Raw genomic sequence first — 14,167 nt, 5'->3', positions numbered from 1 at the left:
ACAATCGTTAAGTATAGTTTTCATCGTGCACGAATCTCCCCGATTCGCACTAACATCCGACACTTCGATTTACATCCGATCTTGGCGTCCTATCGAGAAAGGTACGTTTCAGATCTGCAAGACATGACGGATGAAGCCTCATTACCCGAACGATTCTTGATCGCGGACGATCACCCTACCTTCCGTATCGGCATGCGCGAGATTATCCGGCGCATCGCTCCTAACGCCCAGGTAGACGAGGCAGATCATCTGGAGGCGATCTTCCAGTACGTTCGAGAAGAAGGGCCACCGGACACACTGATTCTGGATCTGCTCTTTCCAGGCCAAACCTCACTCACCTGGATCGCGACGTTGCGGCAGGCTTGCCCCAGAAGCTCACTCATCGTCGTATCGATGTACAACGACAAACAGAGGATCGACGCAGTGTTGGCCTCTGGCGCCGATGGCTTCATCGGTAAATCGGTCCCTCCGGGGGAACTCGGAGAGACGATCCAGGCTATCCGCGCCGGTGACATCGTAGTGCGATACAACCGCACGCATCTGCCGGGCGAGGCTGACCCGCTCGACGCGATGCAGTCGCTCACCCAGCGCCAACGCGACGTCTTGGGCATGCTGGTGGACGGACTGACCAACAAGGAGATTGCCCGCGCCTTGAACATCTCTCCTTTCACTGTCCGTATTCATGTATCGGCATTGCTTCGGGCCTTGAATGTCACGTCGCGTTCGGCCGCGGCATCGTTAGGCGCGAAAGCCGGCTTGAGCACGCCTAAACCCGACGCACTTCTCTAATCTGAACGCTATCCAACTAAGCGTTCAGACCCGGACCAGATTGGCGGGATGCGCCGCCTCCAAGACGAGCGATGTCAGCAGTGACCGCAGTTCGGCCGGCCTCACCGGCTTGGCCAGGATCGGAAGGTCCGGATCCGCTAGCTTGCCGCGTACGGCCTTCGTGTCATGTCCGGTCAGTAGCAGCGCCGGCAACTGCGGTCCCAGCGCCTGTCGTATTCGGGCAATGCACTCCGCCCCGGTGATTTGGGCATTGAGGTCATAGTCACTAATGACGACATCGCAGACGCCAGGCAGCACGGGTAGCGTAGTCGCGCGTTGAACGATGCATCCCCAGCGCTCCAACAGCAAAGCCGTTGCCATCAGCACATTGACATCATCCTCGATCAGCAGGACACGTAGCCCGTTGAGTACACTCGCCCCCTGTTCGCCGCTGCGCAACTGTGCCTTGGGCAAATGACGGACGATCTCGAATCCGTCCACGTTCACTACGGTGCCGCGCCCGATCGTGGATCGAATGGAAACAGCGGCCCCCAATAACGTACAAATCCGCTTGACGATGGACAGGCCCAGCCCGAGGCCGCCGATGTCCTTGTCGCGTTGCTGTCGCACGCGGTAGAACTCGTCGAACACCTTATCCAGGCTCTCCTGTGGGATGCCCCGTCCTTGGTCATACACCTGCAGCGACAACCTATCACCGCGTCGTCTTGCCGCGACCAGCACAGGTTTTCCTTCCCCATACTTGACCGCGTTCTCGACCAGGTTCTGAACGACAGTACAGATCAAGTTCGGATCGGTACGGATGAGATGATCGCCGGCACGCACGCGCACGTCGACATCGGCCCAGCGCGCGGAATCACGGCTTTCACTGATCACCGTGTCCAATAATTCGCGCACCGGCACGACGTCGAACCTGGCCTCCAACCGACCGCTATCCAGCGTGTAGCTATCGAGAATCGAACGGAACAGGTGTGACACGCTATGCAGGGACCGATCTATGTTGTCGACCAACTGAGCCTGGCGAGCATTGAGGTGCTCGTCCCGCAAACAGTCCGTGAACAGCGCGATGGAATGGATCGGCTGACGCAGATCGTGGCTCGCCTGTGCTAGAAAACGGGTCTTTGCAAGAGTTGCTTCGCGCTCCCGCTCATAGGCGCGCTTGTTTTCACGCAACAGCACATGGGTATATGCGGGGACCAGCAACGTGGTCAGCAACAGCGTCCACATGATGTAAGGCTGTGCCTGCCAGTAAGGTGTTACCTGCCCCACCACTAGCAACGTGGCGAGCGCGATTCCAGTCGAAATGGCCAGATAGGCCGACCCATAGCGGATGCCATAACCCACCGTGACCCACAGCACCAACGCGTAGACGGGAAGCAGATCCTCATCACCAAGGATCATGTGAAAGCCCAAGGCGGAATAGTCGAGCAACATGGCGAAGAGCCGCCTGCTGGGGTAGTTACCCGGCCAACGCACGATGGCAAAACGCAACACCAGAGAAACGATAATGAACAGGGTCCCATGCGCCGCCATAAGCCGTGCGGAGGACTGTGGCAACATGCCCTCCATCGCTAACAATGGCGCGTACAGCGTTCCCAAAAAACCGAGAACCAAACGCACGGTCGCTTGCGCGCGCTCTGTATCTTTTTCGTTGTTGGCCATACCTCGAAGCATCCTTGTCTTCGTACCGGCACTATTTTCGGCGTTCTATTGGCGAAGGACCTTCTGGGAAACCCTGATTCATCCGCTGGCGATGAGCTAGTACCTATTAGTACACATGTACTAGGTCTTTCTCTATCGGGAACTTTTATACTGCTGCATCATCGCCTTCCCAGATTTCTGCACAATCGAATCTTCCCGATCTGACGGCTTCTGGATGCGCGGCCTGGGGCATTCCCAATTGAATGCAAATTTTATCGCGGCGGCGCTTGCGCGCTTGGGATCGTCAATGGTTCGACTGCTGATTGCCATCGGCTTGTACTTATTGTCTGGCCTTGCCTTCGCAGAGGGTGGATGCCCCCAAGGGCAAACGCCAAAACAGTATGGCGGCGTATGGGGTTGTGCCCCGGGCGGGACGGATGCCCCCGTTCAACAGCAGGAAGCCGCCCCGCCACAACCCACGGGCTATTGGGTTACCAAATGGGGCGCTATTGGCGGTGATGCGGCCAAGGGCATCTTGGGCGTTTCCACCGGCATGCCCAACGAGAAAGCAGCAATTCAGGCCGCACTCGCGGACTGCCGGTCGAAAGGCGGTGGGGGCTGCAAGCTCGATATCTCCTACTACAACCAATGTGCCGTACTCGTCACAGGCAACAAGCTCTACAACACCTCCAGCGCGGAAACGATTGAAGCCGCCACGGCAAAGAGCATGGCTACGTGCCGGGCCGCTGATGTGAACTGCCGGGTTTACTACTCCGGATGCAGCATGCCGGAGTTCGTCGCCTACTAAATGCAGCGCACACCGCATGCCAGAACGCCGAAACCAACTGCCGTGTCCCCCACACGGGTGGCCATGCATACGCGGCAGCCAATGCTTTAAAGGACTTCAATGATGGCGAGAATCTTTCTATTGCTGATCACCCTCACGCTCAGTGGAGCAGCCTTCGCAGAGGGTGGATGCCCGCAGGGACAGACGCCGCGCCTCTATGGTGCCGTGTGGGGATGCGCGCCTGGCGGAACGGACGCACCTGCCCAGTCCGAAGCACCCGCGCCGCCCCAGCCCACTGGCGAGTGGAAGGAGGCGTGGGGAGCGTTTGCTGCCGACAACGTCACCGGCACGCTGGGCACCGCCGTGGACCGGCCCAACCGCGCAGCTGCTGAACAGGCCGCGGTGAGTGACTGCCATGCCAAAGGCGGCAAGACCTGTCGGATCGAGCTTTGGTACGCCAATGCATGTGCCGTCATGGTGCTGGGTGCCAAAAAATATTACATGCGTTCAGCACCCTCCATCGAAGAAGGAACCAGAGCAGGCATGGCGCAATGCAACGCGTCGGACAGCAACTGCCGCCTCTACCACTCAGCTTGCAGTGAGCCGAAATTCGTTCCGTACTGAGCAGCAACAAGCTGCGCGCATAAGTGACGCCCATCAAAGCGTGACGGATCTCCCGCCTTTGGCGGCTTTAATACGACAACAAGCATAAGGATGTTTATGAAAACCAGTCTCACCCTCTCTCTGGCAATGGTCATTTTGGCAACCGCAGGCTGCACCACGATGGGAACCAACGAGGCGATCGTGCCCCTGCAAAGTGCCACCGCCGAGATGATCGGCTTGGCTTCGTCGGACGAGCTTTCGGTGACCGACGTGAAAGCCAGTCAACCTGATGCGTTGGGCGCACAGGACCTGAGCTATATCGCCACTACAACGAAGGGACGCCGCTTCGATTGCACTGCACGCATGATGCCGGGGCTACTGATCTCGGCGCCAACGCTAACGAAGCCTTCCTGCACTCCGGTGCAAGTGCACTCGATCAAGAAATCCCGGTAAGGCGGCATCGTTGCGGGCAGGAGCTAGCAGCAAAACGCGCCATGCTCTGCCCGCTACGATGCGCCATTGCAGCCGATAGCCATTGCGAGTCCGCCTAGGACAGCTATTGCCGCTCGGCACGGAGATATACGCCACACGCTCAATTCCCGGCCCTCATAGGCGCCACTCCATCTTCGGTGCCGACATGTGCTGCTCTCCAGCAACTAGCATTCAGCTTTCGTTTGGGCAAATAAGAGGGGCCGGTTTCTTCTTCCACCTCGCAGCGTCAGCCTGGGGGTATCTATAGGGGTAGCAAAGAAGCTCCGACCACACTTTTTTCTTATGAATCAACTGCTTATACGGGCTGTTTGGTAGCCCTCCGCTCCACCAAAATTCCAGACAAAAAGGCCTTGGAAACACAACGTGTTCCAAGCCTTTTTGTTTCTACAGGCTTGATTTTATTGACCTATCGGCTGGTATGGCCGCCCCGGAGCGCATTGGTAATCGACGCGTTTTTGGGGTTCGTCCAAGGCAGGGAATACAGCTTTTTGTCCCCTGCGAAAGACTTGTCGATTTGCGCGGCCACTGCGGGAGAGCTCTGGTAGATATCGACAAACTGACGAATGCGGGAGTCGTTCTTGTTGTCGCTACGGGCCACGAAACGGATAGCGTAGTAAAGATCGTCAATCGTGGAATACTGAAGCGCTTTGCTGGCCAACTCCGGTTGGCCAGCGTTGACGAAGTGCGCGGGATACCCTTGGGCAAGCGCGAGGTCATCCACCGCGCGCACCAATTGCGGCCCCTCCACCTCCACGAGTTGCAGCTTTTTGGGATTGCGCACCACATCGTTGACGGAGGCTTTGGCACCTACACCATCTTTTAGTTGAATCAAATCTGCAGCCTGCAACAGCAGCAAACCACGCGCTTGGTTGACCGGATCATTGGCCACGCCGACTTTGGAGCCGTTGGGAATGGCGGTCAACGCGTCATATTTCTTGGAATAGAGGCCAATATTGGGTAACAGACCATACGCCACGCTTTCGATTTTGTAGCCTCGCTCGGTCACGGCGTTGTCCAAGAATGCCTGGTGCTGGAAGTAGTTCAGATCCAGGTCCCCGGACTCCAGTGCGGTGTTGGGTGTGGTCCAGTCGGTGAACTCAATGACTTGCACATCCAGCCCGGCTTTTTTAGCCTGTGCAGCGGCAACATTGACGGAGTCGGCCAAAGAACCGGGCGTGACACCGATTTTCAACGGCGCGGCATGTAAGCTGCCCACGACGGCCACTGCAGCAAAAGCAGATAAAACACGGAATTTAAAGCAGGTGAAAGACATGCAAGATTCCTGGAAAAAATCGGTATGCAAATGGAAGGCTGAGACCCTGGAGAAAACCCGTCACTGCGCTTGTGCGATAGCGGCCGGCACAGGCTCAACCGATTCAGCAAAGCGGGTCAATGCGCGTCGCCATCGCGCGGCGGGATGGTGATCGGGCAAACGGTCACCACGACCAAAAAGCTGTTGGCGCAAGGTGCCTCCGTCATATGCCGTACGGTAACGGCCGCGGTTTTGCAGTTCGGGGACGATGACGTTGGCAAAGTCCTGCCAGGTCTCTGGCACGACGATGCGTGTGAGGTTAAAGCCGTCAATCTCGCCCTCGTCGATCCAGTGCGTCAATGCATCGGCCACCTGGTTAGGATCGCCCACAACGGTGTTGTAGCGGCTGCCTAAGGCGAATTGCTCCAGCAGCTTGCGGCGCGTGGTCCAGCCTTGCTTTTTCGCCGCCGCCGCGGCCGATTGAATGGCATTGCCTTGGCCGAACTCGATAGGCTCATCCAAATCATATTGGGAAAAATCCACGCCAGTGCTGGCGGCGAAATGAGCCAGACCACCTTCGGCACTCGCGTGGGCGAGGTAGTCAGCGTACTTCTCTTTAGCCTCGGCCTCGGTTGCACCGGTGACTACGGCGACGCCCGCGTAGATCTTGATGTCATCCGGCTGGCGGCCGGCCGCCACTGCCGCTTGACGCAACTTGCGCGAGGCTTCGCGTGCCGCAGCCGGATCGCGCGCGCCAATGAAAACGCCTTCGGCATGCTGCCCCGCAAACTTCAGTCCACGCGCAGAGGTACCTGCCTGGAATAGCAACGGCGTGCGTTGCGGCGATGGCGCGCTCATGTGAATGGCATTGCTGCGATAGAACGGCCCTTGGTGGAACACGGGATGCACCTTTTCTGGCAGCGCATGGATGCGCCGTGCCTTATCGGCAATCACTGCGCCATCCTCCCAACTACCCTCCCACAACTTGTAAGCGAGTTCCAGAAAGTCCTCGGCACGGTCGTAGCGGCTATCATGCGCATCCAGGCCATCTTGGCCCAAGCCGCGCGCGCCACTGTCCACATAACCCGTGACGATGTTCCAACCCATTCGGCCATTGGTGAGCTGATCCAGCGTCGTCACATCACGGGCAAAGGTGTAGGGGTGGTGCGCGCCGACAGTAGCCGTCACGCCGAAACCCAAGTTCTCGGTCACCGCCGCCATCGCGGAGATCAACAGCCACGGGTTGTTCACCGGCAGTTGAATGCCCTCGCGCAACGTCAAGTCCACACCCTTTTGGTAGACGTCGTAATAACCAATCACGTCGGCGATGAAGATGCTGTCGAACAGCCCTTTTTCCAGCGTTTTGGCAATGTCCGTCCAGTACTTGAGCGTATGGTATTCGGTGGAACGGTCACGTGGATGCGTCCACAAACCATGGTGAATGTGGCCCACGCAATTCATATTGAAGGCGTTGACGTGGATATGTTTAGTGGCTTGGGTCATGGCGGGAATTCCGTTGGTACGCAAAAAAGACACAGCGCATCACAAGGCTCCGTAACGCGGCGGGTTGATGCCGTTCAACACATAGTTGCCAATGGCGTTGAACTTCCACCGCACAGGATCGTGCAGCGTATGGGTACGCACATTGCGCCAATAGACATCAAAGCCACGGTCGGCAAAGGTCGACGAGGTCCCGCCGAGTTCCAGCAACTTATCCGCCGCCAATAATCCTGCACTGTGCGTGAGCGTACGAGCCTTGGCCACGGCGATGGATGCGGCCGCCACGGTGTCATCCGTTGGATTGGCCTGCGCAACGTCTACAAAGGCGCCCGAGCGGCGCAGCAACAAACGTGCAGCGCACAGGCGCACGTCAATATTGCCAATGGCATGCAGCGTCAAAGGGTCTTGGCTGGCACTATCAATACCCGCATCCACCCATGGGCGCGTATGCTCGCGCACGTAGGGCAACATAGCAGCAAGGGCGCCCTCACCCACGCCCAGATCAATAGCTGCGTGCATGATTTGCGCCAACGGGCCAATGGGTGTGGGCGAATCAAAACTGGCCTGAAAGGGCACAATCCATGCCGGGTCAATGAGCACATTTTCCAACGCCACTGAGCCACTGCCCGTCACGCGCTGGCCCATGCCATCCCAGTCATCCGTCACCGTCACACCGGCTGCCGCACGCGGCACAAACACCAGCACGCTGACGGGTTCATCCGCACCGCCCCGCCATTGCATGGCCTGCACGGGAATCCAGTGCGCAAAAATGGCGCCTGTGCAATAAAACTTTTGGCCATTGAGCACCCATTGGCCATCCTTGGGCTCCAACCGTGTGCGGCGCTTGTGGTCACGGTGGCCGATCTCTGAAAGCGCATTGCCAAACCGCTCTCCCGCCAATACCCGATCGTAGAAGAAACGTTTTTGCGCGTCAGTGCCGCCCACGCGCAACACTTCCAGCGCATAGAAATGGTTTTGGGGAATGTGACCCAGCGAGCCGTCGGCCGCGGCTATGGTGGCGATGACTTGCGCCAACGTCCATGCGCCGGCGCCCAGCCCCCCGTGCGTTTTTGGCACGGTAATGGCCCATAGGCCGCTGGCACTGTAGTCTTCCATCTCCGACCAAGGCAGACGGCGATCACGGTCACGTTCATGTGCGCTTGGCGCCCATTGTGCAGCCAAACGCTGGGCGATTTGCAGGGCCTCGGCTTCGGTTGCAATGGAATGTGGGCGTTGCTTGGACGCCGCGACAGGAGGGGCCGCTGGCACATTAGTCTTGGTCTCTTGGGCTTTGGCCTCTGAGCGGCTGATGGAGCTGATGACGGTCATGGGGCACGAATTTCTCTTGAAGTCTTCCGACTGGTTGCTTGGGCTCAATTCCACTGGTGACGCTTGGGCAGCGCACCGTTGAGGCGGTAATTGCCCAGCAAGTGATATTTCCATCGCACAGGGTCATGCAGCGTATGCACGCGCGCATTGCGCCAGTAGCGATCAAAGTTGTGTGCCGCACGGGCCGATGAGGTGCCAGCCAGCTCGAACAAGCGCTCGCTGGCGTGCAACGCGGCCTCGGTAGTCAGAATCTTGGCGCGCGCAACCTGTACGGAGGCTGTCGCACTGCTCTCTTCCGTGATAGGCGCGGCCTGCAGTGCGTCAATCGTATTGGCCGCTTCCAGCAGTGTTTCACGAGCGGCATCCACTTCGACCTGTAACTGCGCAATCTCCTGGATGATGTAGGGATCTTGCCATGCGTGTTCGATCCCCGAATGCATCCACGCCCGCGTTTTCTCCCGTACGTAGCGCACTGCCTCGTCCAGCGCGCCTTGTGCAATGCCCTGGTCAATAGAGGCTTGAATCAACTGCGAGAATGGCCCCGACAGTGTTGGCTTGGCGCTGGCGGCGTAGATGGCCACTACATCATCTTCGCCCACTGGCACATCGGTCAGCACCACGCTACCGCTGGCAGTGGTGCGTTGGCCAAAGGCGTTCCAGTCGTCAATGACTCGCACACCCGGCGCATCGCGCCGCACCCAGACCTGCACGGCGCGGCCTTGCTCGTCGGCGGCGCGAAAGGGAATCCAATGCGCAAACATGGAGCCGGTTGAGTAAAAGCGCGTGCCGCTCACGCGCAGGCCGCCATCGGCGGCGCGGCTCAGGCGCGCAGTAACGTCAGTGACGGTAGCCGCTTTGCTTTTTTTCTCTGGTCCGGCATTGCCAAAACGCGCGCCGTTCAACACAGCATTGAACCAACGCTGCCGTTGCGTCTCGGTGCCGCTATCTTTGAGGTTTTGGATCAGCGCAAAATGGTTTTGCGGGATCTGCCCCAGCGAGCCGTCGGCCGCGCTGATGATGATGAATACCTGCGCCAGCGTCGCATTCGATGCCTCCAACCCGCCATAGGCTTTAGGAATGGTGATAGCTGCCAAGCCGCTGGCAGAGTAGCGCTCCATCTCATCCCACGGCAGCAGGCGTTGGCGATCCCGCTCAGCAGCCGTTTCAGCGAATTCGGCGGCCAATTGATGCGCGATCTCAATGGCCTCAGCCTCGCTGGATATGGCGTGAGGTGCTTGCGGCGGCAGTGGCAAGCGCTGCGTGCTGGCGGTTTCCGGCAAAGCTTCGCCCAGAGCATTCCGATCGGTCATACGATGTTTCTTTGATCTCAAGAGGTTGGGCGTGGCATTGGCTGCCGCGCCGGTACTCAGGTTGTGTGTGCCTGAATCAATCAAGGGAATATTTGAAATTCGCGATGCACGCGCGTTTCGCCTTCGCTAAACCATCAACGGCTGCGCAGCCATCGCACATAGCGGTCGCCGGCCTGCTGTACCACCATGACCAGCGCAATCAGCACGGCAATGACAATCAGCATCACTTGTGTGTCAAAGCGCTGATAGCCATATCGGATGGCCAAATCGCCCAAACCGCCCGCCCCTACCGCACCGGCCATGGCTGATGAACTGATCAACGCGACCAAGGTAATCGTGAAACCGCCAATGATGCCCGGCAACGCTTCCGGCAGGTAGACGTGGCGCACAATGTCCCACTTCTTGCAGCCCATGGCCTGGGCCGCTTCGATCAGGCCCGAGTCGACCTCGCGCAGGCTCACCTCTGCAATGCGTGCAAAAAACGGCGTCGCGCTGATTGCCAGCGGCACAATGGCGGCCCATACACCGATAGTCGTACCAGCCACCACGCGCGTGAACGGGATCAACGCCACCAGCAGCACGATGAACGGCGTGGCACGGAACCCGTTGACCACACTGCCCACCATGCGATTGATGTTGGGCGACGCCAAAAACCCGCCTGGCGCGGTGACGATCAGCAGCACAGCCAGCGGAATACCGGCACAAAAGGCGAAACCGCCAGATACGCCCACCATCACCAACGTGTCCAGCAGCGCTTGCCAGTAACGCTCAGCGGGGATGCTCAGATTCCACGACACAACCGATGTCCTCAATGTGATGCGCAATGGCCGCCGGGCCCTGCGTGAGAGATTGCAAATCAGGCAGCGCCACATGCCCTGCAATAGCGACCAACAAACGCCCGTGCGCGTGGCCCTGGATGCGGTCTACCCCGCCATGCACCAGTTGCGGCTGGCCCGGCAGGCTGCGGACAATGCGCAGCAAATCGGGCTCCAGGCCGCCTTCCCCACTGTACGAGAGTTGCAAAATACGGCTGTACCTGCCTGAAGGGTGCGGTTGCCGAACCAGGCGTGCTTGCAGGTCGTCTGGCAGGCTGTGTTGCAACGGCGCCAGCAGCGCCTTGGTGGCATCGTGCTGCGGGTTGCCAAAGACTTTCCAGACTTCGCCTAACTCGGCCACGCGTCCCTTTTCCAATACCAAGACGCGCTCGGCAATTTCGCGGATGACGCTCATCTCGTGCGTGATCAGCACGATGGTGATACCCAAGCGCCTGTTGATGTCCTTGAGCAGGCTCAGGATGGATTGCGTGGTTTCCGGGTCCAACGCGGAAGTGGCCTCATCGCACAGCAGAATCTGCGGCCCCGTGGCCAACGCGCGCGCAATGCCTACGCGCTGTTTTTGCCCGCCGGAGAGACGGCTGGGATAGGTGTCCGCCTTGTCTTGCAAGCCCACCAATTGCAGCAATTCCTGGACGCGTTCGGCAATCGCACGCGGGGACACGCCCGCGACTTTCAATGGCAGGGCTACATTTTCGTAGACCGTCTTGGCAGACAGCAAATTGAAGTGCTGAAAAATCATGCCGATGCGGCGGCGCAGTTGCACTAGTTCCGATTCACTGAGCGAGGCAATATCCACGCCGTCAACCAATACCTGCCCGCCTGTAGGTCGTTCAAGCCGGTTGATGGTTCGCAGCAGGCTGGACTTGCCTGCGCCGCTGCGGCCAATGATGCCGAATATACTGCCTGGTGCAATGTCCAAATCGATGTCTTGCAGCGCCGTCACCGCCCCTGCGGACGAACGATAGATTTTAGAGAGATGGCGAAACGCCACGCTGCCGGCTTTGTCAGTGTCAGGCCGAACGCTTGCATGGCCAAAGCGGCGGAGGTCAGATTCACTGGAATCAATGTGAGACATCTCACCTTCATCAAAATGATCCAGATTGCGCCGCAACGCTGACGTATAAGCCATGCACATCACTCCTTGCTGCCAGCGTCTTGCCATGCCAAGGTGTAGAGACGCTCATCATCGTTGAAGGCCGTCTTGCTCACATCGCGCACAGCTTGCGATTGTTGGTAGATGCCAATGAATTTTTGAATGATCGGATCTTGTGTGCGATCGGCCTTGACGACGAACTGAATCGCAAACTGCGCGTCTTCAATACCCGAATAAGCCAACCCGCTCGAGGGATCAAATGCCTTGGCCGCCACGATGAAATGCGGATAGCCTTGAGCAAGGTCCACATCGCCCGTAATGCGCACCAACTGCGGACCTTCCACCTCCACAAAGCTGAGCTTTTTGGGATTCTCCACAATATCATCCAAGGTGCCCAGATAGCCCACATCGGGCTTGAGCCGGATCAATCCCACCTTTTGCAGCAGCAGCAAACCGCGCCCTTGATTGACCGGGTCGTTGGCAATACCGACCTTGCCGCCTTGGGGCACTTGATCGACGGACTTGTGCTTGAGCGAGTACAAGCCGACATTGGCCAAAATACCCGTACCCGCACTGGCGAGCTTGTAGCCATTTTTCTCAATGGCATTTTTCAGGAAAGGCTGATGCTGAAAATAGTTGATATCGATATCGCCGTTGTCCACCGCAACGTTAGGCGTCGTCCAATCAGTGAACTCAATCACCTCTACGTCGATGCCTTGCGCTTTGGCGTCTTTAGCCGCGGCGTTGATGGAATCCGCATAGGCGCCTGGCACCACGCCAATGCGTAGTTTGTCAGCGGCATGGACAGGCAGAACAGCCAGCGCAACAGCACTGGTCAAGAGAAATTTCGTTAGATGCTCAAGCATTAAAAACAACCTCATTCGGCTGACCTGCTAGCGCAGGACAATCTCGGGAAGGCTCTATTTAATAGGCTCAGTGCCCCATGCACCACGATAGAATATTCATTTACTTATACAGGTGAATCTGAGCACCTAGCCACAAAATATGCATATGAGAACGGTGAAGGATTCACCGCATACGCATAAATTCCCACACATAGATTCCGCCGCTGGATTGCATACTCATGCTGATGCACTTGTGGTTCAACAGCTCGGTTAGTTCGTCCAACTCGGGCTCGACTTCATCAAAAGAATTTTCACCATTAATTCAATAAACGTTGTATTATCGAATAATGAATGAAACCCAAGCTATTGCAGCCCTTTCCGGCCTGGCCCACCCCCAGCGGCTACGCACGTTCCGCGCGCTGGTCGTGGCCGGCCTGCCCGGGCTTACCCCCAGTGTCCTGGCTGACCAGCTCGGCGTTGCGCGCAACACGCTGTCTTTTCATCTGAAGGAGCTCACGCATGCCGGCCTGGTCAGCGTCGAACAACAGGGGCGCAATCTGATTTATCGCGCCGATTTTTCTCAGATGAATGGGTTGCTTGGGTATCTCACAGAGCACTGCTGCGAAGGAGCTTCTTGCGAGGCATCCAACCCTGGCGTCTGCACAACCTGCTAAAGAGGAGTTCGCCATGAAACGCTTTCATGTCCATCTGCACGTTGATGACCTGGCCAGGAACGTTGGCTTTTACTCCCAGCTGTTCGCCCGAGAGCCTGCTCGCCTCGAATCGGACTACGCAAAGTGGATGCTCGACGATCCTCCAGTAAATTTTGCGATATCGACTCGCGGCTCTGGCCAAGGAGTCGATCATTTCGGCATTCAAACCGAGAGCCCCGAGGAGCTCGCCGCATTGAAGTCCCGAGCGGAGGCAGCTAGCTTGATCCTGGAGAATCAAGGCGAGACCTCTTGTTGCTACGCCCGGAGCGAGAAGTACTGGATCACCGATCCCCAAGGTTTGGCATGGGAGCACTTCCACACACTGGGCACCATTCCCATCTACGGCGAATCGCACAGTACGCCCACCAACGACTCTGCGATGACCGCCTGCTGTTCGCCGTCAACCAAAACCTCGACATCATCCAATTGCTGTACCCCGAAAGCCGTTACCCCTACTCGCTGCTGCTAGGAATCTCCATGTCGCGCTCATCTTTCAACGTGCTCTTTCTCTGCACGGGTAATTCCGCCCGTTCGATCCTGGCCGAAGGGCTGCTCAAAGGTCTGGCTGGCGATCGCTTCCAGGCGTACTCCGCCGGCAGTACACCCAAAGGCGAAGTCCACCCGCTCGCGCTGGCCACTCTCAACTCTTATTCGTTGCCGACCAATGGCTATCGAAGCAAGAGTTGGGACGAGTTCGCTGCCGCTGATGCGCCAAAAATGGATTTCATCATCACGGTGTGCGACAACGCTGCTGGGGAAATCTGCCCCGTCTGGCCGGGCCATCCAATGACGGCGCATTGGGGTGTGCCTGATCCCGCCGCGCATGAGGGAAGCGAGGAAGAACGACTGAAGGCCTTCCATGACGCGGCGCGCATGCTCAAGCGCCGGATCGAACTCTTCCTCTCCTTGCCGCTCGACCGCCTGGATGCCATGTCGCTTCAGACCGAACTTCACGGCATCGGCCAGTCCCGGGAGTAAAA

15 protein-coding genes are annotated in these 14,167 nt (G+C 58.1%); 7 read left to right on the top strand and 8 right to left on the bottom strand.

Features of this window, described 5'->3' with window-relative positions; translation table 11 throughout:
* Positions 1-123 precede the first annotated feature (123 nt).
* The gene (locus ACYVIT_RS11880) at positions 124-789 is read left to right on the top strand and encodes a LuxR C-terminal-related transcriptional regulator (RefSeq protein WP_415806204.1); all 666 of its coding nucleotides are present in this window, start codon (positions 124-126) and stop codon (positions 787-789) included.
* 24 nt (positions 790-813) lie between these two features.
* Here ACYVIT_RS11880 and ACYVIT_RS11875 read toward each other — a convergent pair whose 3' ends face one another.
* Positions 814-2,448, bottom strand: a complete 1,635-nt coding sequence (locus ACYVIT_RS11875) for an ATP-binding response regulator (protein ID WP_415806203.1) — start codon at positions 2,446-2,448, stop codon at positions 814-816.
* 286 nt (positions 2,449-2,734) lie between these two features.
* On the opposite strand from ACYVIT_RS11875, the gene ACYVIT_RS11870 reads away from it, so the two are divergent.
* The 3 genes from ACYVIT_RS11870 (at position 2,735) to ACYVIT_RS11860 (ending at position 4,270) form a co-directional block, all read left to right on the top strand.
* On the top strand, positions 2,735-3,235 hold the full coding sequence (locus ACYVIT_RS11870) for a DUF4189 domain-containing protein (RefSeq protein WP_415806202.1): 501 nt from the start codon (positions 2,735-2,737) through the stop codon (positions 3,233-3,235).
* A 99-nt stretch (positions 3,236-3,334) separates the two neighbouring features.
* A complete protein-coding gene (locus ACYVIT_RS11865; protein ID WP_415806201.1) occupies positions 3,335-3,838 on the top strand; it encodes a DUF4189 domain-containing protein in 504 nt (167 codons plus the stop codon).
* Positions 3,839-3,934: 96 nt separating this feature from the next.
* Positions 3,935-4,270 carry a hypothetical protein gene (locus tag ACYVIT_RS11860; RefSeq protein WP_415806200.1) on the top strand — a complete coding sequence of 112 codons (336 nt, stop codon included), beginning with the start codon at positions 3,935-3,937 and terminating at the stop codon, positions 4,268-4,270.
* Positions 4,271-4,715: 445 nt separating this feature from the next.
* Here ACYVIT_RS11860 and ACYVIT_RS11855 read toward each other — a convergent pair whose 3' ends face one another.
* The 7 genes from ACYVIT_RS11855 to ACYVIT_RS11825 all read right to left on the bottom strand — a co-directional run bounded on the left by ACYVIT_RS11855 (position 4,716) and on the right by ACYVIT_RS11825 (position 12,495).
* Positions 4,716-5,582, bottom strand: coding sequence for a MetQ/NlpA family ABC transporter substrate-binding protein (locus ACYVIT_RS11855; protein ID WP_415806199.1), 867 nt, complete (start codon positions 5,580-5,582; stop codon positions 4,716-4,718).
* Between the two features lie 60 nt (positions 5,583-5,642).
* Positions 5,643-7,064, bottom strand: a complete 1,422-nt coding sequence (locus tag ACYVIT_RS11850) for an LLM class flavin-dependent oxidoreductase (RefSeq protein WP_460478200.1) — start codon at positions 7,062-7,064, stop codon at positions 5,643-5,645.
* A 39-nt stretch (positions 7,065-7,103) separates the two neighbouring features.
* The gene (locus ACYVIT_RS11845; protein WP_415806197.1) at positions 7,104-8,390 is read right to left on the bottom strand and encodes an SfnB family sulfur acquisition oxidoreductase; all 1,287 of its coding nucleotides are present in this window, start codon (positions 8,388-8,390) and stop codon (positions 7,104-7,106) included.
* A 44-nt stretch (positions 8,391-8,434) separates the two neighbouring features.
* Entirely contained in the window at positions 8,435-9,700 is a 1,266-nt protein-coding gene (locus ACYVIT_RS11840; protein ID WP_415806196.1) for an SfnB family sulfur acquisition oxidoreductase, read from the bottom strand.
* Positions 9,701-9,834: 134 nt separating this feature from the next.
* Complete coding sequence (locus tag ACYVIT_RS11835) at positions 9,835-10,497, bottom strand: methionine ABC transporter permease (protein ID WP_415806195.1); 663 nt, start codon at positions 10,495-10,497, stop codon at positions 9,835-9,837.
* A complete protein-coding gene (locus ACYVIT_RS11830; RefSeq protein WP_415806268.1) occupies positions 10,469-11,611 on the bottom strand; it encodes a methionine ABC transporter ATP-binding protein in 1,143 nt (380 codons plus the stop codon). Before ACYVIT_RS11830 ends, ACYVIT_RS11835 begins: the two co-directional genes overlap by 29 nt.
* A 59-nt stretch (positions 11,612-11,670) precedes the next feature.
* Positions 11,671-12,495, bottom strand: coding sequence for a MetQ/NlpA family ABC transporter substrate-binding protein (locus ACYVIT_RS11825; RefSeq protein ID WP_415806194.1), 825 nt, complete (start codon positions 12,493-12,495; stop codon positions 11,671-11,673).
* Positions 12,496-12,821: 326 nt separating this feature from the next.
* On the opposite strand from ACYVIT_RS11825, the gene ACYVIT_RS11820 reads away from it, so the two are divergent.
* From ACYVIT_RS11820 to ACYVIT_RS11810, 3 genes are read left to right on the top strand one after another with little or no spacing between them, the layout of a single operon-like run.
* Positions 12,822-13,148 carry an ArsR/SmtB family transcription factor gene (locus ACYVIT_RS11820; RefSeq protein ID WP_415806193.1) on the top strand — a complete coding sequence of 109 codons (327 nt, stop codon included), beginning with the start codon at positions 12,822-12,824 and terminating at the stop codon, positions 13,146-13,148.
* A 13-nt stretch (positions 13,149-13,161) separates the two neighbouring features.
* Positions 13,162-13,656 carry an ArsI/CadI family heavy metal resistance metalloenzyme gene (locus tag ACYVIT_RS11815; protein ID WP_415806192.1) on the top strand — a complete coding sequence of 165 codons (495 nt, stop codon included), beginning with the start codon at positions 13,162-13,164 and terminating at the stop codon, positions 13,654-13,656.
* An 8-nt stretch (positions 13,657-13,664) separates the two neighbouring features.
* Complete coding sequence (locus ACYVIT_RS11810) at positions 13,665-14,165, top strand: arsenate reductase ArsC (protein WP_415806191.1); 501 nt, start codon at positions 13,665-13,667, stop codon at positions 14,163-14,165.
* Positions 14,166-14,167 lie beyond the last annotated feature (2 nt).

This window comes from Bordetella muralis (assembly GCF_054781015.1).
The sequence above is the reverse complement of the archived record's forward strand: the minus strand, read 5'-3'. Positions and strand labels throughout refer to the sequence as shown.

Excerpts from the sequence above, each read along its gene's own strand:
- ACYVIT_RS11880 (WP_415806204.1), top strand. The coding sequence starts at position 124 with ATGACGGATGAAGCCTCATTACCCGAACGATTCTTGATCGCGGACGAT.
- ACYVIT_RS11855 (WP_415806199.1), bottom strand. The coding sequence starts at position 5,582 with ATGTCTTTCACCTGCTTTAAATTCCGTGTTTTATCTGCTTTTGCTGCA.
- ACYVIT_RS11850 (WP_460478200.1), bottom strand. The coding sequence starts at position 7,064 with ATGACCCAAGCCACTAAACATATCCACGTCAACGCCTTCAATATGAAT.
- ACYVIT_RS11810 (WP_415806191.1), top strand. The coding sequence starts at position 13,665 with ATGTCGCGCTCATCTTTCAACGTGCTCTTTCTCTGCACGGGTAATTCC.
- ACYVIT_RS11870 (WP_415806202.1), top strand. The coding sequence starts at position 2,735 with ATGGTTCGACTGCTGATTGCCATCGGCTTGTACTTATTGTCTGGCCTT.
- ACYVIT_RS11825 (WP_415806194.1), bottom strand. The coding sequence starts at position 12,495 with ATGCTTGAGCATCTAACGAAATTTCTCTTGACCAGTGCTGTTGCGCTG.
- ACYVIT_RS11815 (WP_415806192.1), top strand. The coding sequence starts at position 13,162 with ATGAAACGCTTTCATGTCCATCTGCACGTTGATGACCTGGCCAGGAAC.
- ACYVIT_RS11860 (WP_415806200.1), top strand. The coding sequence starts at position 3,935 with ATGAAAACCAGTCTCACCCTCTCTCTGGCAATGGTCATTTTGGCAACC.
- ACYVIT_RS11845 (WP_415806197.1), bottom strand. The coding sequence starts at position 8,390 with ATGACCGTCATCAGCTCCATCAGCCGCTCAGAGGCCAAAGCCCAAGAG.
- ACYVIT_RS11865 (WP_415806201.1), top strand. The coding sequence starts at position 3,335 with ATGATGGCGAGAATCTTTCTATTGCTGATCACCCTCACGCTCAGTGGA.
- ACYVIT_RS11830 (WP_415806268.1), bottom strand. The coding sequence starts at position 11,611 with ATGTCTCACATTGATTCCAGTGAATCTGACCTCCGCCGCTTTGGCCAT.
- ACYVIT_RS11840 (WP_415806196.1), bottom strand. The coding sequence starts at position 9,700 with ATGACCGATCGGAATGCTCTGGGCGAAGCTTTGCCGGAAACCGCCAGC.
- ACYVIT_RS11820 (WP_415806193.1), top strand. The coding sequence starts at position 12,822 with ATGAATGAAACCCAAGCTATTGCAGCCCTTTCCGGCCTGGCCCACCCC.
- ACYVIT_RS11875 (WP_415806203.1), bottom strand. The coding sequence starts at position 2,448 with ATGGCCAACAACGAAAAAGATACAGAGCGCGCGCAAGCGACCGTGCGT.